This is a genomic window from Anaeromicrobium sediminis, assembly GCF_002270055.1.
Classification (GTDB): Bacteria; Bacillota; Clostridia; order Peptostreptococcales; family Thermotaleaceae; genus Anaeromicrobium; species Anaeromicrobium sediminis.
The window spans coordinates 115519-136246 of the sequence record NZ_NIBG01000010.1; the positions used below are offsets into that span (position 1 = coordinate 115519).

19 protein-coding genes are annotated in these 20728 nt (G+C 30.2%); 5 read left to right on the top strand and 14 right to left on the bottom strand.

All coding sequences use genetic code 11. The features are described 5' to 3' along the window. Positions 1-341: 341 nt before the first annotated feature. Both CCE28_RS12600 and CCE28_RS12605 read right to left on the bottom strand, forming a co-directional pair. Complete coding sequence (locus tag CCE28_RS12600; protein ID WP_176461802.1) at positions 342-995, bottom strand: DUF4489 domain-containing protein; 654 nt, start codon at positions 993-995, stop codon at positions 342-344. Positions 996-1347: 352 nt separating this feature from the next. After that, on the bottom strand, positions 1348-2001 hold the full coding sequence (locus CCE28_RS12605; protein ID WP_176461803.1) for a DUF4489 domain-containing protein: 654 nt from the start codon (positions 1999-2001) through the stop codon (positions 1348-1350). Positions 2002-2308: 307 nt separating this feature from the next. Here CCE28_RS12605 and CCE28_RS12610 point away from each other — a divergent pair, with 307 nt between their 5' ends. Together CCE28_RS12610 and CCE28_RS12615 are read left to right on the top strand one after the other, a co-directional pair. Further along, positions 2309-3493: an esterase/lipase family protein gene (locus CCE28_RS12610; RefSeq protein ID WP_095134083.1), complete on the top strand. Its 1185-nt coding sequence runs from the start codon at positions 2309-2311 to the stop codon at positions 3491-3493. Positions 3494-3664: 171 nt separating this feature from the next. Continuing rightward, entirely contained in the window at positions 3665-3973 is a 309-nt protein-coding gene (locus CCE28_RS12615; protein ID WP_095134084.1) for a hypothetical protein, read from the top strand. Between the two features lie 6 nt (positions 3974-3979). On the opposite strand, the gene CCE28_RS12620 is transcribed toward CCE28_RS12615, so the two are convergent. Then, positions 3980-4927 (bottom strand): GIY-YIG nuclease family protein, encoded by a 948-nt coding sequence (locus tag CCE28_RS12620; protein WP_095134085.1) that lies wholly within the window; start codon positions 4925-4927, stop codon positions 3980-3982. Between the two features lie 105 nt (positions 4928-5032). Here CCE28_RS12620 and CCE28_RS12625 point away from each other — a divergent pair, with 105 nt between their 5' ends. Continuing rightward, a complete protein-coding gene (locus CCE28_RS12625) occupies positions 5033-5260 on the top strand; it encodes a DUF3892 domain-containing protein (RefSeq protein WP_242972975.1) in 228 nt (75 codons plus the stop codon). Between the two features lie 44 nt (positions 5261-5304). Here the strand turns inward: CCE28_RS12625 and CCE28_RS12630 are convergent, their stop codons facing one another. From CCE28_RS12630 to CCE28_RS12640, 3 genes are all read right to left on the bottom strand, one after another. Next, positions 5305-6366 (bottom strand): M20 family metallopeptidase, encoded by a 1062-nt coding sequence (locus CCE28_RS12630; RefSeq protein ID WP_095134087.1) that lies wholly within the window; start codon positions 6364-6366, stop codon positions 5305-5307. A 109-nt stretch (positions 6367-6475) separates the two neighbouring features. Beyond that, positions 6476-7207, bottom strand: coding sequence for a gamma-glutamyl-gamma-aminobutyrate hydrolase family protein (locus tag CCE28_RS12635; RefSeq protein ID WP_095134088.1), 732 nt, complete (start codon positions 7205-7207; stop codon positions 6476-6478). A gap of 262 nt (positions 7208-7469) precedes the next feature. Beyond that, the gene (locus CCE28_RS12640; RefSeq protein WP_095134089.1) at positions 7470-9476 is read right to left on the bottom strand and encodes a sigma 54-interacting transcriptional regulator; all 2007 of its coding nucleotides are present in this window, start codon (positions 9474-9476) and stop codon (positions 7470-7472) included. A 325-nt stretch (positions 9477-9801) separates the two neighbouring features. Here CCE28_RS12640 and CCE28_RS12645 point away from each other — a divergent pair, with 325 nt between their 5' ends. Beyond that, positions 9802-11508: an ABC transporter ATP-binding protein gene (locus CCE28_RS12645; protein WP_176461804.1), complete on the top strand. Its 1707-nt coding sequence runs from the start codon at positions 9802-9804 to the stop codon at positions 11506-11508. Next, on the top strand, positions 11508-13244 hold the full coding sequence (locus CCE28_RS12650; protein ID WP_095134091.1) for an ABC transporter ATP-binding protein: 1737 nt from the start codon (positions 11508-11510) through the stop codon (positions 13242-13244). The genes CCE28_RS12645 and CCE28_RS12650 overlap by 1 nt, the downstream gene beginning before the upstream one ends. A 70-nt stretch (positions 13245-13314) precedes the next feature. On the opposite strand, the gene CCE28_RS12655 is transcribed toward CCE28_RS12650, so the two are convergent. The 8 genes from CCE28_RS12655 to CCE28_RS22275 all read right to left on the bottom strand — a co-directional run bounded on the left by CCE28_RS12655 (position 13315) and on the right by CCE28_RS22275 (position 20606). Continuing rightward, entirely contained in the window at positions 13315-14211 is an 897-nt protein-coding gene (locus CCE28_RS12655; RefSeq protein WP_095134092.1) for a DMT family transporter, read from the bottom strand. A 98-nt stretch (positions 14212-14309) separates the two neighbouring features. Then, positions 14310-16649, bottom strand: a complete 2340-nt coding sequence (locus CCE28_RS12660; protein WP_176461805.1) for an MSEP-CTERM sorting domain-containing protein — start codon at positions 16647-16649, stop codon at positions 14310-14312. Next, positions 16633-17157: an exosortase K gene (gene xrtK / locus CCE28_RS12665; protein WP_095134094.1), complete on the bottom strand. Its 525-nt coding sequence runs from the start codon at positions 17155-17157 to the stop codon at positions 16633-16635. Before xrtK ends, CCE28_RS12660 begins: the two co-directional genes overlap by 17 nt. A 78-nt stretch (positions 17158-17235) precedes the next feature. Further along, positions 17236-17442, bottom strand: coding sequence for a helix-turn-helix domain-containing protein (locus CCE28_RS12670; protein WP_095134095.1), 207 nt, complete (start codon positions 17440-17442; stop codon positions 17236-17238). Positions 17443-17455: 13 nt separating this feature from the next. Beyond that, on the bottom strand, positions 17456-17950 hold the full coding sequence (locus tag CCE28_RS12675; RefSeq protein WP_095134096.1) for a DUF2975 domain-containing protein: 495 nt from the start codon (positions 17948-17950) through the stop codon (positions 17456-17458). Between the two features lie 182 nt (positions 17951-18132). Further along, positions 18133-19806 carry a DEAD/DEAH box helicase gene (locus tag CCE28_RS12680; RefSeq protein ID WP_095134097.1) on the bottom strand — a complete coding sequence of 558 codons (1674 nt, stop codon included), beginning with the start codon at positions 19804-19806 and terminating at the stop codon, positions 18133-18135. A gap of 258 nt (positions 19807-20064) precedes the next feature. Then, positions 20065-20430 carry a hypothetical protein gene (locus CCE28_RS12685; protein WP_095134098.1) on the bottom strand — a complete coding sequence of 122 codons (366 nt, stop codon included), beginning with the start codon at positions 20428-20430 and terminating at the stop codon, positions 20065-20067. Positions 20431-20456: 26 nt separating this feature from the next. Then, complete coding sequence (locus CCE28_RS22275; RefSeq protein ID WP_176461806.1) at positions 20457-20606, bottom strand: hypothetical protein; 150 nt, start codon at positions 20604-20606, stop codon at positions 20457-20459. Positions 20607-20728: the final 122 nt, after the last annotated feature.

Sequence of the window (20728 nt, forward strand, 5' to 3'; positions counted from 1 at the left end):
TCCTTATATTATTAAAATGAATTTGAAAAGTTTCAACTGTCCATAAATCCATTCTATTTTTTATTTGCAATATCCCCTAGTAAAATAAGGTATCGTCCTCTTTCTCAATACATATATATGCATTGAAAATATATATGTTACATAAAAATGTCTGTCCAATATAATCATTAAGTTTATAAGTTATTTCCCCATTAAGTTCACCACGGAGTGTTCTTTTTCGTAATATAATATATAGGTTGTTTTATCTCACATATTGGAATATACCTCCTTAGAAGAAATAGAATCTATCTTAGTAAAAAAATTCAACCAAAAGGTGAATTTTTCCCTAAGATAGATTCTGTTTAGCAAGGAGATTTACAAGCAGCTAATGCTGAAATGTCCCTATTGGTAATATTATATAAAACTCTTGGAGTATTATTGGGTGTAAGAGCAGGAGCAGCTTCAATTAGCTCTATTGTATATTGGCAGCAATCCTCATCAAAACAATCTAAACACTCACAGAAAGTAACTGTAAATGAATCTTTCCATGTTTCACCTGGGTCCACATCATTATGCCTATATTCCCACCTTTGTAGTTCTTTCTTTTGACCTTTTTTGCACTTTTTACACAATCTAAATTTTAAATCTATGAAACCATCAATAAAATCAGTAACGCCAGTAAGAGTAATAATTGAAGAATACTCAATTTTTACACATGGCTTACATAGACATTTAGTATTAATAGTAACAGTTGCTAATGGAACTGGGGTATCGGTAAGGGCTAGTTCAGTTGGTAAAGGTTGATCTGCCGATTGTCCACATTCTAAAATTGGTATACAATTTTTACCTTTTTCTCTATCTTTAGGATCACAAGGATCACAATCTAATTTCTTTTTTCTATGATCAAATTTTTTCTTATCACAACAATCGCTATAATCATCATATCTGCAATCGTCCCAATAATCACATTCTTTTCTTCTATGATCTTTTTTATAGTAGTTAATACATGATGCCATAAATAATATCCTCCTTATATTATTAAAATGAATTTGAAAAGTTTCAACTGTCCATAAATCCATTCTATTTTTTATTTGCAATATCCCCTAGTAAAATAAGGTATCGTCCTCTTTCTCAATACATATATATGCATTGAAAATATATATGTTACATAAAAATGTCTGTCCAATATAATCATTAAGTTTATAAGTTATTTCCCCATTAAGTTCACCACGGAGTGTTCTTTTTCGTAATATAATATATAGGTTGTTTTATCTCACATATTGGAATATACCTCCTTAGAAGAAATAGAATCTATCTTAGTAAAAAAATTCAACCAAAAGGTGAATTTTTCCCTAAGATAGATTCTGTTTAGCAAGGAGATTTACAAGCAGCTAATGCTGAAATGTCCCTATTGGTAATATTATATAAAACTCTTGGAGTATTATTGGGTGTAAGAGCAGGAGCAGCTTCAATTAGCTCTATTGTATATTGGCAGCAATCCTCATCAAAACAATCTAAACACTCACAGAAAGTAACTGTAAATGAATCTTTCCATGTTTCACCTGGGTCCACATCATTATGCCTATATTCCCACCTTTGTAGTTCTTTCTTTTGACCTTTTTTGCACTTTTTACACAATCTAAATTTTAAATCTATGAAACCATCAATAAAATCAGTAACGCCAGTAAGAGTAATAATTGAAGAATACTCAATTTTTACACATGGCTTACATAGACATTTAGTATTAATAGTAACAGTTGCTAATGGAACTGGGGTATCGGTAAGGGCTAGTTCAGTTGGTAAAGGTTGATCTGCCGATTGTCCACATTCTAAAATTGGTATACAATTTTTACCTTTTTCTCTATCTTTAGGATCACAAGGATCACAATCTAATTTCTTTTTTCTATGATCAAATTTTTTCTTATCACAACAATCGCTATAATCATCATATCTGCAATCGTCCCAATAATCACATTCTTTTCTTCTATGATCTTTTCTACAGTGGTTAATACATGATGCCATAAATAATATCCTCCTTATATTATTATAATGAATTTGGTAAGTCTCAACTGCCCATAAATCCATTCTATTTTTTATTTTTTTATTTGCAATATACCCTAGTAAAGAAGGTATTGTCCTTCTGTTCAATACATATATATGCATTAAAAATATATATGTTACATAAAAATGCCTGTCCAATATAATCATTAAGTTTATAAGTTATTTTCCCATTAAGTTCACCAAGGAGTGTTCTTTTTCGTAATATAATATATAGGTTGTTTCATAATTACATTGTTAACAACTTAATAGTAAAAGGGGGTGTAATTTAATGGGTAATTCATATCCAGTCATTTTTGTTCATGGTTTTGGTGGTTGGGGAAGAGGTGAATTATTTAATATCCTCTATTGGGGAGGCACACAGGAAGATTATGAAAGATATTTAAACCAATGTGGTTTTGAATCATATACGGCTACCGTAAGTCCCTTTTCTAGTAACTGGGACAGAGCTTGTGAACTTTATGCTTATATAAAAGGAACTAGAGTAGACTACGGAAAAGCCCATTCAACAAAATATGGACATGATAGGTACGGAATGAAGTTTAGAGGAGTCTATAAAAAATGGAATAATGAAAATAAAATTCACTTGATTTCCCATAGTATGGGAGGACAAACTGTAAGGGTTTTATCTCATCTATTAGAACATGGTTCCTTAGAGGAAATAGAATCTGTTTTAGGAAAAAATCCTACCAAAAGTGAAATTAGCCAAGCAGTTCATAAGGGCCTTTTATCACCCTTATTTGTAGGAAATACCTCTTCTCTCCATTCTGTTACCACTATTGCCTCACCACATGATGGTACAACTTTAACAGAAGGGGTTTTAGGTGTTATTCCCTATGCACAACAATTAGTTGCCTTTGGAGCTGCCCAATCATCCTCGCACAAATCTGACTTTTATAATTTTAAGTTAGATCAGTGGGGATTATACAAAGGTAGCAATGAAGATTTCATAGATTTTTCAAGACGAATATGGGAAAGTCCTCTTTGGAATAACACCAAGGATATAAGTGCTTGGGACTTAAGTCCAGACGGAGCAAAAGAATTAAATAGTTGGGTAAAGGCTCAAAGTAATGTGTACTATTTCTCCTGGTCTACAGAAAAGACAAAGACTCGTCTATTTTCTAGAAAACACATTCCAAAACGGGATCTACATCCTATTTTAGTTCCCTTTGCCATATTTATGGGATCCTTTACTCGTAATGATGTGACTAAAGTTCCCATTAATAAAAGTTGGTTTCCAAATGATGGTGTAGTAAATACTATTTCCATGAATGGTCCAAAACTTGGTTCTAAAGATATAATTAAAAATTTTAAGGGTACAGCCCAAAGGGGTATTTGGAATCATATGGGTGTTCTAGAGGATACTGATCATATGGATATTATTAGCTTAAGCATAAAGGAAACGAAATCCTATTGGTATAAAAAATATATGGAATTTTTATGCTCCTTAGACTAAAGAAGGGACAGTTAGTATTTGAAAAAATTCATGACTAACTGTCCTTAATAATTAATTTTCTAGTATTTTTTTTCAATTCTTAGAATATACATATATAGTAATCTTAAAATTAAATATATACATCAATTAAGGAGGTGACTATCTAGCCATAGTTATGGTTAGAGGATTATTATGATTAAAAAGGATTCTATAGAAAGATTTGCAACTCTAAGGAAGGAATTATTTTCAATTATGTCTAAGGAATTGCACCTACATACAAACCCTAAAAGTTACGAAGGCAAATTTAGAGTAGGCTTCCCTAACTTCTTTGAGGAATATGATTCAAATAACTATAAGCGTTGGTACATTGAATTAGACCTACATATGCTTTACCCCTTTGGAAAAACTCATATTTGGTATGGAAATTCCTTTGAAGAAGCTTTACATAAAGCGGAAAATGAAATTAGAAATTGGATCCCTGCCTCAAAAGAGATCTCATAAGATGCCCTACGGCATCTTTATTTCATTTATATTTTCCTTTTTTCTTAAATACTCTTTCAATATAAGTATTCTATCTATATTTTCTTTTTCAATAGGAACCTTATTATTTTTATCTAATTTATTTTTAATATGGTCCATTATTTCATTTTCATAGTTTTCCTTCTTATAATAAATCTTTCTATATAATAAATCAGAATTTCCTATAACTAAAACTTTTATTTTATCTTCACAAATTTCTTCTGTTGCTATAAAATATCTGTCGTTTAATAAACCTTCTAATTCATTCATCCTCTTTGCATAATCTAGTATTTCTATGGCCTTTTTGTAAATATTGGCCCTTTCAAATTCCATTTTCTTGGCATGACTTATCATCTTTTCTTTTAAGATATTACCAAAAATCTCCATATGGTCTTTAAATATTTTTTCAACATTATCCATATGATCTTTTATGTGTTTCTCATTATTCATTCTATTGGGTATAATATTATATTTAAAATCATAGATGTTCTTTTCTTCATCATATTTAATAGGATATACCCTTTGAAAAAAACTTATAATGTCTTCAATCATATATCTATCCTTATAGGGACCAAAGGATATTTCTTCTTTATCAAAGGTAACTTTCATTTTAGATTTACCTTTGTCTATAGTAAAATAACAATATTTTTCATGGTTTTTTAAAAGTCTGTTATAGGGCGGCTTATGCTTTTTAATCATTTCACATTCTAATAATAGGGCCTCTATTTCCGTATCTGTTTTAATATGATCTATTTTACATACTTCCTTAGTGAGTTTTTCCAGTTTATTAGTCTTTTCCCCCTTATAAAAATAGGTTTTCACCCTCTTTTTTATATGTTTTGATTTTCCTATATACAATATATGATCATATTTATTTTTCATTATATATATGCCGTTACACATGGGTAATTTTTCTATGTTTTCCTTTAAGTTCAATCTTTTCACTCCTACTTTAAAATAAATACTTACAATTTATCATATATATTATATTGAATAATTTCAAGATTAAATGCAATCCTATCTATTATAGGAGGGATTATTATGGAACAACGTGAAATAATAAAGGTTAGAAAAGATTCAAATGGAAATATTACTGATGTAATGTTATCTGATGGAAGTGAATGCACTATGGATCAGGCCATATCCATGGCTAAAGAGGGATTAATAGACGGAGTTCATGTTACTAAGCCAAGGGAAGGAAAGGAACATTTAAGAACTAACAGAAATGCAACTGATGGAGATAATTTAGATAGTTTAGCTTTATTTTAGTTAATAAAGGGAAGATATATTTAATACTATCTTCCCTTTAAATATTATTTCATGTTCATTATAAACTTTTCTAATATATTTTCATATTCCTTCATAGATTCTATGTTTACGTATTCATTTTTCCCATGCCAATTAGCGCCACTAGGACCAAATTCTATGGCAGGTATATTTAATTTAGAAAAGAATCTAGAATCAGCTGACCCATGCTGACCAAATATTTGTGGCTCTTTTTCTGTAGTATCTTTTATTACAGCTTTTAATTTTCTTACATAATCATCATCGATTTTAGTTTTTACCGGGTCTCCTATTAGATTAATGGTAGCTTCCCCTTCTATTAAAGAATTTATTTGTTCTAATATTTCCTCCGGTTTTTGCTCAGGTAAAAATCTTATATCTAATGACATGGAACATAAATCAGGAACCTTATTATAAGCTTCTCCACCATTTAACTTAGATAAGTTTATGGAAGGACTATCGTATAATTCAGACTTTTCCCTTGAGAAAGGAAGATCTAATATATTATTGTATATTTCAAGGGTCTTAGTTATGGCGTTAACCCCTTGCCAAGGTCTACTTCCATGGGCTGATTTTCCATGTATGTCCATATCTATTTGTAATATGCCCTTTGCTTGAAGACCAATATTTAAATTTGTAGGTTCTCCACATATTACAAAGTCTCCTAAATACCCCTTCTCCACAAGATATTTAGAGCAATTTAGGCCTCCTATTTCTTCATCTGTTACAAGTTGCAACATTACTTTACAAGGTAAATCTTTATCCCTTAACCTTATAATAGTTTCCATCAGGGAAGCACAACCTGCCTTCATATCAGCAGTACCTCTACCATAGAGATTTCCGTCCTTTTCATAGACCTCAAAATCTTCCTTATCTGCGCTTACTATATCTAAATGACCATTTAAAACTATGGTCTTTTCTCCATTGCCAATTTCACATACCAACATTTTGTATCCATTGTTCTCTAAAACCTCTGTTTGAATGCCATGCCTTTTTAAATATGTATCACAATAGTCTAGTACTCCCTTAGAAGAATCCCTATCTAAACTTTGAAATTTTACTAATTCCTTCAATAATTCTAACGATTTCATCCTTATTTCCCCCATTACTATGATAGGATGGTTATTAAATATATCACCTATAAAATGAAAAATAATTAAAATTTCCACATGGTTATCTTAAATAACCGTCCAAGTAAATCTACTTTTTAGCTGCTTCTATTAATTTTTTGAATAAATTTAACATACCTTTATTATTTTTTGCTGCCATCATTTCTGGATGCCATTGAACTCCTACAATAAATTCATCTGAATCTATTTCTATAGCCTCAATTACACCGTCTTTAGCCCTTGCTGATACCTTAAATCCATGAGCTACATCTTTAATTGCTTGGTGATGAAAAGAGTTTGTCATAACCTTTTCCCCAAGAATATCACATAACTTAGTTCCAGATTCCACATCTACAGTATGGGTTGGTAGATAAGATGTTTTAAATTGATCATGCTTTATGTTACATCCTTCAATATAAGATAAATCTTGATAATTACTTCCCCCATTAGCTGCATTTAAAATATGATGTCCCCTACAAATTCCTAAAATTGGCTTTTTTAACTCCATAGCGATTTTTACTAATCTGCAATCAAAATCGTCTCTTTCTGGAAGTATTCCTCCTAACTTTTGAAGAGGTTCTTCTCCATATAATAATGGATCTAAATCATGTCCTCCAGATAATATAAGTCCGTCAATTGACTCTATTTGCATTCTAATTAATTCTTCATCATCAGTCATTGGGATAATAAAAGGCATTCCCCCAGCCATTTTTACAGCTTGTATATAATCCTCGTTTACATAAGATCTTCTATAACCTGGGAATCTACCCCCATCATCTATAATTATACTTCCTGAAACTCCTATTACTGGTCTCTTACTCATTCTTCATCCTCCATCTACTTATTCTATTATGAACTTTTAATTATATTATTTCTTTTGCAAAATATATGCCAAAAAAACATTCTTCACATGTTTATAAAATCATACATTTCCCAACCCATTCAGAACACTTCATTAATGGGATTTTCCTAGGTCTATAAAAAAATAAGTAAAAAAATCATATTATACTTAACATAATTTTTTTACTTCATTGTATAAAGTAATAGGATTTTTAGGTTTATATTTAATCCTATTTAACATCCTATTAGTAATTATTAAGAAATCTTTTTCCCTTTTCCGTAATCTTGCTTCCACCTCTGCCCACATTGGATTCAATTAATTTCAGTTCTTTAAGAACAGATAATATCCTTCTTATCTCGCCTTCCGTCATATGATTTTCCCTTTTCTTTAGCATTTCACAAATCTTACTTCTTCCTATGGAACTATTTTTATGACAGGAGTCTAAAATTACACTTAACACATCTAATATGTTTTTCATAAGAAAGGATTCTTTTAAGGTTTCCACTATATCTTCCATATTATCCTCCACTATTTTAATATAGGGAGGCAAGTCATGAAAGTTTACGTACTTAACATTCATAACATCTAAATAGGCCGCTACATTTTGCAGTTCTCTTATGTTTCCCGGCCATTCATAGTTAAGTAATATATCCTCTGATTCATTGCTTAAAGTAATATTCTCTTTTGCAAAATTCATAAGAAGATCTATAATGTCCTCTTGCCTCTCTTTTAAAGGAGGTATGTATAGGGGAAGTACGTTTATTCTATAAAATAAATCCTTTCTGAAATTTCCCTTTTCAACCATTTCTATTAGGTTTTTATGGGTCGCTACAATAACTCTCACGTCTATATCTATTATATTTTGAGAACCTACACGCATTATTTGCCTTTCCTGCAATACCCTTAATAATTTAGTTTGCAATAAGGATGACATATCTCCTATTTCATCTAAAAATAAAGTCCCATTATGGGCTTGTTCAAATAAACCTGTCTTTCCTTGTTTTAATCCACCAGTAAAACTCCCTGCCTCATATCCAAATAACTCACTTTCAAGTAGGGTTTCTGGTAGGGCTGCACAATTTACAGCAATAAAGGGTTGATCTTTTCTGTCTGATTCATTATGGATAGATTGGGCAAATAGCTCTTTTCCCGTACCACTTTCTCCACTTATTAAAACAGTTAGATTTGATTTAGCAATTTTTTTAGCTAGATTTATTGTCTTTACCATTTTTTCTGACTTAGTTAATATCATATTGAAATCATATTTTGCAATTTGTCCCTTTTGCCTTAATTTTTCACTTAGGTTTTGCTCTAATTGTTTTATATGGGTTATATCTCTAAAATTATAGTATATGCCAGAATTATGGCCATAATAGTTCACTTCATGTTTATTTACTACTAAATATTTATTATTATATATAAAAACTTCGTCCTTTAGTTCTTTACTATATAAAATTTTACTAAGTCCCTCATCAATTACATTTTCTATATTAACGTGAACCACATTATCATTAATTGACAATATGTTTTTCATATTTTCATTGCATATGATTATATTGCCCTCCACATCTGTAAGAAGGATGCCATCTTGAGATAAATTTATTAAGGTATGCAATTCCTCATTTTTTATGAATAATTTCTTTATAGTTTCCTTAACACCAGAACTTAAGCTTACTATCTTATTAGAATAACTTAGTAACCTCTTTGAAATTTCCTTATTACTCACTTTTAATAGACTCATTATCTGAACAAAGGTAGATATATCTATACAACGTTGCCCCACATCGATTATATTCTCTATATGTTTAGGAACATGATCTATTTCTCCTGGAGTTATGGCTATTTTTAAATCATCATATTCTTTCCCGTCTTCATAGGGAATTAAATTTACATTATTAACTCCTATTCTATATAAAAGGGATACGGTAGCCAAAGTGGTTTCCTTTGCATCATTTACCACTAACACATCTATTCCCTTTGGTATGGAAAAAACCTTATATATGTATCGTTCTTCTAAAGTTCTATTAATAACTATAATATTACTCTTATTTTTTACTCTTTTCACTATTTTAGGTGCCACTTCTTGTATCATTACTAGAACCACATCATCTTCAATCATTTCATCTTGTCCTAGTTCATTTAGATAATAATTATTAATTTCCACGTAATCTTCAAATATTTTATAAACATTATCTCTTAAATATTTGGCAACTATGGAATTAGACCTGGTTACTATTCCTATACTCTTCATCGGATTCTCCTTTATATTATCCCTATCCCTTGTGAAAATCTATAGTAGGTTGTTTTATAATTGAATTTTAATTCTATGGGTATACTTTACTACGAAATTAAATGAAATTTCAAGTTCATTAGATAAAATATTAAAAATAGACTCTAAAAAAACAAGTTAGAATAATTTTTTTACCTTGTCTTCTAATTTAATAAGTTATATTTATAGACTCTTTTAACAATCTTTGACTCTTATTAATTCCATTATTTATGCTAAAACTAATTATTATTAAAACTAGAGAAAGGTATGTATTTATATGGATAATTTGAAGTTTGTTTTTAATTATGTGAAAAAGTACAAAAAAGAAATTATACTGGGACCTTTTTTACTAATCTTAGCTTCTGCTCTAGATCTACTCCAGCCTTTTTTAATGAGTAGTATAATAGATGTGGGTATCCCTAATAAGGATGTGAACCTCATTAAGAACATAGGTATCACCATGGTAATACTTGTAGGCCTTAGTTTACTTGCAGGAATAATTAGTAATATATTAGCTGCCGTCGCCTCACAAAGTGTAGCAACAGACTTACGTAATGACACTTTCAAAAAACTTCTGAGCTTATCCTACAGAAACCTAGACGATTTAGATACGGGTAAAACTATTACTATTATGACTAATGATATAACCCAGGTTCAAAACTTAATATTAATAACCTTAAATATGTTTATTAAGGCTCCTATCTTAGCCATAGGTAGTGTCATAATGGCCTTTGTCACTAGTAAAGATTTATCTTGGATTTTACTCGTTGTAATTCCCATAATATTCATATTCATATTCTCCATATTGAAAAGGGCTTATCCCCTTTATATGGCCGTTCAAAAAACTATTGATAAATTCAACGCCTACATAGAAGAAAACTTATCTGGAATCAGATTGGTAAAAGCATTTGTAAGTTACAGATATGAAGAGAAGAAATTCAATAATATTAATGAAAAGCTTAGAAATGCAAATTTAAAAGCAAATAGATTTATTATATTAATACTACCTGTAATAATGCTCATCATAAATTTCAGTACCATATCCATACTTTGGTTTGGAGGTAAATATGTAATAGATGGAAGAATGGACATAGGACAAATTATGGCCTTTAATAATTATTTACTTCAAATTTTAGCATCCATAATGATTCTAGGTATGCTATTTATCACTTTATCTAGAGCCCAAGCATCCATGGAAAGAATTAAAGAATTTACTGAAATTGAAAATACAGACTTTGAGGATTCAAACCCTGTAAACAAATTAAGTTCCAAAGGCAGTATTTCCTTTAAGGATGTGAGCTTTAGCTATTCAAAGGATAAAGAAAAATGTATCTTAAAAAAGCTTAATTTTCAAATTGATTCTGGTGAAACAGTGGGCATAATCGGTAGTACAGGCAGTGGCAAAACTACTTTAGCCAATTTAATAGCCGGTCTTTATGAACCTACAATAGGCGAAATATATCTAGGGGACAAGGAAGTAAAAACTATACATAAGGAAGATTTAAGATCACATGTGGGCTTAGCTCCCCAAAAGGCCTTTTTATTTTCTGGATCTATAGAAGAAAATCTCTATCTATCTAATGAAAATGCTTCTTCAGATGACTTAGAAAAGGCCGCAATCATATCTGATGCCATTGAGTTTATCAATCAAAAACCAGATAAATTTAATTACTTTATAGAAGAAGAGGGCAATAATTTATCTGGCGGTCAAAAACAACGTTTAAATATAGCCAGGGCTGTAGTTAAAAATCCATCTATCCTAATACTAGATGACAGCACTAGTGCTGTAGATGCTCAAACAGAAGTAAATATACATTCTAATATAAAAAAATATATGAACTCCACTACAAATTTAATAATTACACAAAAGATTTCTTCCATATTAGATGCTGATAAGATCATTGTGTTGAATAAGGGTAAAATAGATGGAATTGGAACTCATAATGACCTATTAGAAAATAGTCATGTTTACAAAAGTATATATGATTCTCAAATAGGAAAGGATGTATCCTAATGAAAGTAAAAAGTTCTTTTAGAAGCCTTTGGAAATACTTGAGCATATATAAGAAAAATATTTTCCTTATCCTTATATTAATATTGTGTACCACCTTGTTATCCCTAGCTGGTCCATATCTAATGGGATACCTAATAGATAATGGTATATTAAAGGGTAATTTAGATTTAGTAGTAAAATATTTAACTATTCTAGGATTTATTTATTTATTAAACAGTTTATCAAGTTGGCTACAAAATTATTTGATGACTGGAGTAGCCCAAAATTCTGTGAAAAAACTACGTGAAGATGTTTTTGAAAAGGTAGAATCCCTTCCACTGAATTATTTTGATACTCGCCCCATTGGAGATGTAATGAGTAGAATGACTAATGACATAGATTTAATAAGTAATAGCTTAACTCAAACTTTTATCCAAGTAATATCCAGTGTTCTTACTGTAACTGGAATATTAATTGTAATGTTTTCTCTAAATTGGATATTGGCCTTAAGTTTAGGCCTTAGTATACCTATAATTTTAGGATTGGCCCTTTTATTTTCTGCCCGAGTAAAGGATAATTTTACAAAGCAACAAGAAAGCTTAGGAACTCTAAACGGAGTAATAAAGGAAGGTGTAAAGGGACAAAAGGTCCTTCGAGTATTTGGTGCAGAACATCATTTCTTTGAGAGGTTTGAAAAGGCCAATGCTTCCCTTAAACACAATGGCATAAAGGCCCAAGCCGTATCTAGTTCCATGACTGGAATTATGAACTTTATAAACAATGCCAGCTTTGCCATAGTAGTACTAATAGGAGGTATATTAGCCGCCAGAGACTATATTACCATAGGATTAATCACAAGTTTCATAAATTATGCAAGACAATTCACAAGGCCCCTTGGCCAGTTAGCTGGCCAGTATAGTCAAATTCAATCAGCTATGGCCAGTACGGATAGGGTATTTGAAATCTTAAATGAAGAATCAGAAGCTAACATAGATGATCCTATAGATAAATCCTATTCTATAGATGGAGAAGTAATCTTTAAAGATGTGAGTTTTTCCTATGATAAAAAAGTTCCAATCCTTCGTAACATTAGTTTTAATATAAAACCTGGAAAAACAATGGCCATTGTAGGACCTACTGGTTCAGGTAAAACTACCATAATAAATTTACTTACTCGATTTTACGAAATTGATGAGGGAAAAATATATGTGGATGATAAATCCATAAAGGATATTCCTAAAAATCAGCTGAGATCACGACTGGGAATAGTTCTTCAAAACAACTATATATTTTCTGGGACTATAAAAGATAATATCCTATATGGAAAGGAAGATGCCACAAATGAAGAAGTAATTAATGCAGCAAAGGCAGCCAACGTACACGATTTCATAGAGTCCATGCCTAATGGCTACGACACTAAAGTTGGAAAAGGCGGCGGTATCCTAAGTGAGGGCCAAAAACAATTATTATCCATAGCCAGGACTATTCTTTCTGACCCAGATGTTCTAATATTAGATGAAGCTACTAGTAGTATTGATACAAAAACAGAATTACAAGTTCAAAATGCCCTTTCAAAATTAATGAGCCATAGGACTAGCTTCGTAATAGCTCACAGATTGAAAACCATAAAAAATGCGGACACTATTTTAGTTATCAAAGCCGGTGAAAAAATAGAAGAAGGTAATCACAATGAACTTATGGATAAAGAAGGATTTTATTATACACTATATACTTCTCAAATGAAAAACATGAAATAAGCCAGTTTTAAACTATTTAATATAAATGTGAAAAATCAAAGTAGGATGGTTATTACTAACCATCCTACTTTTAGTGACTATCCTTCTCCCCTTTGGATTTAATAAATTCCAATTTAGTTTCAGTAATTATAATTCCTACAAAAATCACTATACATCCTAAGACCATTTCCCTTGTCATTATTTCTCCCAATATGTATACCCCTAAAATAGTTCCAAATACAGACTCTAAGGACAATATTATGGCCGTGTGAGTTGATGATGTATATTTTTGAGCCACGTTTTGAACAGTGTAGGCAAACACGGTTCCTACTATGGCTAAATATAAAGCCGGCTTTAAAGTATTAGGCTGTAAAATATATTCACTTCCCTCTAGTACTAGGGCAGATACTAGAAATAATATGGCCGTTACACCAAATTGAACTATACTAAGGACAATAGGTTCCATATCCTTTGCAAAATACCCAATAGATACAATATGGCCTGCAAAGAAGATAGCACAGCATAAGGTAAGAATATCCCCCTTATTTAAAGCACCTATAGAGAAACTTCCATCTATAGTTAAAAATCCAATTCCTACCAAGGCCAATACGGCACCTATTATGGAATAACTGTCTGGTCGTTTCTTATGTAGTATCCAAACTAAAAATGGAACTATTACCACATATACGGCAGTTAAAAAGGCCTGCTTTGAAGCGGTAGTGTATATAAGTCCTATAGTTTGGATTAAGAGAGCTAAATAAAGCATTACTCCTATAATAGCCCCTGCCTTAATCTCTGATTTATTAGACTGTCTAAGTTTCTTGTTAAATATGGCTCCTAATATGACTGTTGCCAAAATGAATCTAAGGGCCATAAATCCTAAAGGCTTTGCATGGGATAAGGTATCCTTTATGACTACAAAGGTAGAACCCCAAGCCAAAGCTACTAAAACTAATGATAAATCTGCATATAACCATTTTTTATTCATATAAAATCCTCCCCTATAAAATATACCCCATTTATATTTTATATATTAATCCAAAAAATCCTTTATATATAAAAAACTAACTGGAATATTCTTTCCAGTTAGTTTTTTATTCTTTTATTTCTCATTAATATTAATCCTAAAACTAATAAAACATATATTAAAATTGAATTTGGTTCACTCATTTCGATTATGTCTCCTAGTTCCAGAGAAGATTTTGCTTCTAATAGCTGTTTTTGCTTTTCAAGCATTCTCTTTTCCTGATCTTTACTTTCTAGCACTATATAGGATGTGGAGTGACTCATAATATTACTTTTAATACTTTCTTTTACCGTGTTAAGGGTGCTATCTACATATTTTTCAGGATGAAGGGTGCTACTCATATGGGCAGATTTCAACAAAAGTCCCTTTTCCCATAGATCACTAACTTCCACATCCTTTAAATTAATATTATGATTTAATAATGCAATACTATCTTTCCCATTGTCTGGTAAATAATATGTTCTCCCATCTTTACTTTGCCATTTTAGAACTTCTTTCTTTTCTATTTCATCTATTTTAAATGGCCTATTAGTAAAATCTACATCACTTAAATACCTCTTTATTAAATTATTATTTTTGTCCATTTCATAATAAGCCATTTCCTCTGGCATGGTGAATTTAAAATCCCTTAGAGAATCTGTAATCACACCATTTTCTATGGAATTACTATAAACTACTATTATTGGTCTGAAGGTACTGTTTTTCACATAGTTTTCATATAGTATTCTCTTTATGGATTTTTCTAAATAAAATCCTCCTCTATTCTTAACTCCATTTAACTTACTTATTTTAAATTCATCATAGTTAAATATATTCTCTTCATAATTTAGACCTATTATTTCTCCAACCCTATCCTTCAAATTGTTTTCTTCTATATAAATTTCTATAGCCTTTACATGATCATGTTTATAATTTTTGTTTTTCTTTGAAAAGTTCACTATGAAATAATATTTATTAGGTCTAACTACCCTTTCTAAATTGTCTTTTTCTAGAGCTGATATATATGCAAAATTTCCATTCTCAAATTCTATATTATTATTTTTTCCTTCTAACTTAATTTTTCTACCTTCAAACTCCATGGTTATGGGGCCCTTATGGATTATTTCTATTCCAGTTTTTCTCAATTGTCTATCTTCAAAGGGAAAAATTTTTAACAAGACCCTATTATCTCCCCCGTAAGTTAATACTCCAGGATCTCTTCTTTTTCTTTTTTCACTTTCATATATCCAATTAGCTGCCCTTTTATCTGCCACAAGACCATATTTTTTAATATTATTAACATATAAATAATAATTAGTTATGAATGACCCTTCTGGTAAATTAAAAGTAGTTCTAAATTCATTTCTCCAATTCTCATCATTTTGTATTTCTAAATGAATCCAACTTTTATATATTTTTAAACTTTCATCATATGTAGTTTCACTACTTATGTTCTCCAAATGTATTCCTTCATTTTCCTTGTAGTAATCTTCCTCCCAAGCACTTACATCCTTGCTACCTAAAAACACTTGCTCCATTTTTTTAGCCTTTACTTTTGATATGGATTTATTTTTTAATATATTTTTTTCGTAAAAGGATGTTATATAAGGAATAGTAGTTTTTCCCCGATCATTTCTTTCTAATCCCTTAATGTATTTAATATTAGTTAAAGTTCTCTTTATTCCACCTATATTTATTTCACTTTTTTTAGTATCTTCTAATCCTCTCTCATATACATATTCCATTGCCCTATTAAAGTTGTCCCTATCATTTTTTACTGTCATATAAAAAGACGCAGGTATTACGCTAATTCCTATGACAAAAATTAAAGCAAGGGATAACTTTCCACCTTTAATCTTTAAGCTCATAAAATCATTCCATAGACATATAATATGAACTATCATTAAAAAGATTGGAACTATCATTAATATTCCTAATCCAAATAGTATAAGCCCTATCATGGCAAGGGGCAACAGTTGAACAAATATTATAAAAAAGTACAAAGTAAAAGAGAATGTTATGGATTTTATTCCATACAAAATTAGTTTAATCCTTTCATCCAATACCCTTACAAACGAAAGACTTACACATGTTATGATAGTTACTATATAAAAAACAGGATGGGAAAAATCTCCAAATAAATTATCCATTGACTCATTTAAAGAAAGGCCACTTATGGCTCCCACTAAAATAATCACACTCATATATTTCTTCCATAATCCATCCTTATTTTTTATGTTAGTATATGTAGATTTTCCAATAGAAAAAATAGTATATATGATTACTCCTGTAATTATGGTTAATGACATTCCTATAGCTATTTCCTTCGGAGATAGTAATCTATTCATTATTAAACTAGCTATGAAATACCAGCCTAAAGGAATACCTATAAATAACAAGTTCTTATATTCTTTTCTCACAAACATTCCCCCATTTCTCAAACCCCTTAGAAAATATATAATAAGACACAAGCATATAAGTAAAATAAAATGATACACCTATGAATTCATGAGTTAATCTTTCATATTTCATATACTGGGTAGGAATTAACTTTAAAATGCATATGGCTCCTATTATCCTGATGCTAGTGGACAAAATCGTAGCCATATATGAATATATTAATACTGAAAATATAAAAAATAATTTATTTGCACTTTTTTTAATGTTTTTTATGAATGACGTGATTATCATAAAAAACATTACTATGAAAAAATTTATGCCCAAGCAGGACTTTCCAATACTTATATTCATATTTTCATTGAAAAAACCTAGATTATTATAATACAAAAAACTAACATTAAAGTACTTTTCCACAATCCACACTATGGGATTTAATAGAAATAAAAAGTTATCTAGTGGAGCTTTAATACTTATGAATTTAATAGTTCCCATTAAAGCGGCCACCAGCATATACCAAATATAATTCATTCTCTACTACCTACTATTTCATCTATACTCATACTATCCCTCCTAACCCCTTTTAACATAAACTATAATTAAATCTACTTAATCATCCACATACTCTAGTATGTCCCCTGGTTGACAATTAAGCTCTTTGCATATAGCCTCTAGGGTCGTAAACCTTATGGCCTTAGCCTTGTTATTTTTCAATATGGATAAATTAGCATTAGTTATACCCACCCTACTAGCCAATTCAGATAATGAAATCTTTCTCTTTGCCATCATAACATCTAAATTTACCACAATAGCCATTTTCAATCCTCCTCTATATGGTAAGATCATTGTCTTCTTTTACTTCCACAGCTTGCTCAAAGACTTTAGATAAAATTAATATGAAACATCCAGCAAATAGAAATATGAAAAATTCCATATCCGTATGTATTCCTTTCATATCAACTGTAATCAAATTAAATTCCACATATTTAGGATTTATTACAAAGTTTATTAGATAGCAACCTGTAATAATAAAACACTCCAAGGCTATGGAATTAAGTCTTTTCACGTTTCCCCTTATAAAAGGGTTAATATCAACTAATGAATCTACTATTTTCTTTAAGTTATAAACTATGAGTATTAAGGATATACTGCCTATGAAAAATAACCCATATATACCTATTTTTCTAAAAATACTTATCTGTAAATCATTAGAGCTCATTACATTTTTAGATATATATACAAACATACAAACTCCAATTATTAGTAAAAAGTTTAAAACAAGTTTTAATGCACTTGCTAAAGATTTTTTTCCATAATATTTCATACGATCTAGCCTCCTATTTGAAATTTTTGTCAATCTCCATTAATATAATATCACTGTTAAAAATGTTTTTCAATATGTTTTTATCGAAAAACGATATGTTTTTATTCCGTTTCAATATAACATATTTACGCGCACGAAAAAAGACCTTCTACTTTTTTAAGTGAAAGGTCTTCAAATCTATATTATTTACTACTAGGTTTTCTTTTTCTTCTTCTCTTGTTGCTCCCATTAGCTGGTTCTATAACTATTTTATTTCCTTTTATAGTGTTCTTACTCATAATTTTTAATACCTTTTCAGCATCTTTTTCTGGTATTTCTACAAAAGTATAGTTATCATAAATATCTATATCTCCAATTGAATTTCCTCTAATACCAGTTTCTCCTGCAATGGCACCTACCACGTCATTAACTCTTATTCTCTTTTGTTTTCCTATGTTAATGAACATTCTAACCATTCCAGCTTTTCCACCTGTATCATTTAAGCTACCAGAACGTCTATTAGAACCTCTCTTATTATCTCTATTGTCTCCAAAGCTAATAACTTCAACATCTTTAGATTTTCCCATTTCAAGTTCCATCTTAAGTAAGGCTGCTGCAATTTCAACAGAAGTATGATCATCATCTTCCATTAATTTTTCAACTATATCAATGTACTTTTTAAGTTTACCCTCTTCAATCTTATCCTTTAATTTCGTCACAAAGGCTTCGATTTTTATGTTCTCAATATCTGTGATACTTGGAATTTGTTTTCTCTTTATTTTCTTTTTAGTATATTTCATTATATTCTTTAATAAATAGAAATCCCTTTTAGTTACAAATGAAAATGCCTGTCCTTCTCTTCCTGCTCTTCCTGTTCTTCCTATTCTATGAACATAATATTCTTCATGACTTGGTACATCATAATTGAATACACATTCCACATCGTCAATATCAAGACCACGAGCTGCCACATCTGTTGCCACTAACATTTCTACATCTGCTTTTTTAAACTTATCTATTACATTTAATCTTAAAGATTGCTTCATATCTCCATGGATTTTATCTACTAAGTAACCTCTCATTTGAAGTAAATTAGTTACTTCATCAACCTTCTTCTTAGTATTACAAAATACTATAGATAATTTAGGATTATTCATATCCACAAGTCTAGATAATACTTCTAATTTATCTTTTTCCTTCATTTCTAAGTACCATTGACTAATATTTGGTGTAGTCAATTCCTTATGTGCTACTTTTACTATTTGTGGATCCTTTTGATATTTATTTATAATTTCTAGTATGGCTTTAGGCATAGTAGCAGAGAATAATAGAGTTTGTCTTTCTTCGTTTTCAACGCCTTCTATTACAGTTTCAATATCTTCTCTAAACCCCATATTTAGCATTTCATCAGCTTCATCTAATATTAATACTTTAAGATTTTGTAACTTTAAAGTCTTTCTTCTCATATGATCTAATACTCTACCAGGAGTTCCGATTACTATATGTGCTCCTCTTTTAAGACCTTTTATTTGTCTGTCTATAGGTTGTCCTCCGAATACTGGGACAATTCTTAAATCTTTTTTATATTTACTAATCTTAGACATTTCTTCAGAAACTTGAACTGCAAGCTCTCTAGTAGGACACAAAATTATCCCCTGTGTTGATCTATCTTTTAAGTTGATTTTATCTATTAAAGGTATCCCAAAAGCAGCTGTTTTACCAGTTCCCGTTTGGGCTTGACCTACTACATCCTTTCCTTCTAATACAAGTGGAATTGCCATTGCTTGTATCGGAGTAGCTTCTTCAAAGCCCATGTCTTCTATGGCTCTTTTAATTTCATCCGAGCAATTCAATTCTTGAAACTTTACTTTTTCCATATCATCATTCCTCTTTAATTTTTAGTTTTTCTTCTAGCAAACACTTTATTATATCATTAATCTTTCCTTTATAGTATTTTTTCTTTTTTTATTTATAATACATTTTATTTTAAAGTTTTATTTTTAATTTTCTAATAAAGTTTTTTTGTTAACCCAATAGGGTCTATTATATACATAGATTAATGAATTTTTCAAGTGTTTTTTGGAAAAATTAACAAAATAAAAATTTCTACCCAATACCTAGTAGAAATTTTCACATTATTTTTTTCTTTTTTTAAGCATGGTTTTTAAAAATTCCTCCACTGAAGTTTCCTTTATATATTGGCCTATATCCTCTATTTCCCCTAAATCAACTTCTCCTCTTTTTAGTACATCTAAGGCTCCTAGTAAAGTTACTTGTACTTGTTGGGTTGTATCTAAAGTCAAAGCAAACACCTGCAGTGCTCCCGTAAGTAATCCAGCTATTATTAAAATCTCTGCAGGTGTTATGCCTGGTCTCGTTCCAGATTCTATTTCACCAGACTCTGTTGTTTCTTGATTTTTTTTGTAACGTTTATCACCTTTAAGTCCTAGACTTCTATTAAATTCATTTATTAATTCTTCCCATTCACTAGAAGCAAACACTTAATTTCCTCCTCATTTTTTTAGTTTTACGACGGTATAACTATAGGTACAGGTGTTACACCTTGTGCTGCTCTATTTTCTGTACTTCCACTTAGCAGGGCCGCCGCTAAAAATGTAGCTATTAATATAAGTAAAATATCATTAAATAAATCAATTTGGTCGAATTCCATTGTCATACCATCTTCTTCCCTTCTAATAAGATATTCTTCCTTCCTAATAATATCTTATTTCACTTAGGGTCTAATGGTTACTGTAATAGTATATGCTTATGTTTATCATTAAAGAATAAGTAAGTAAA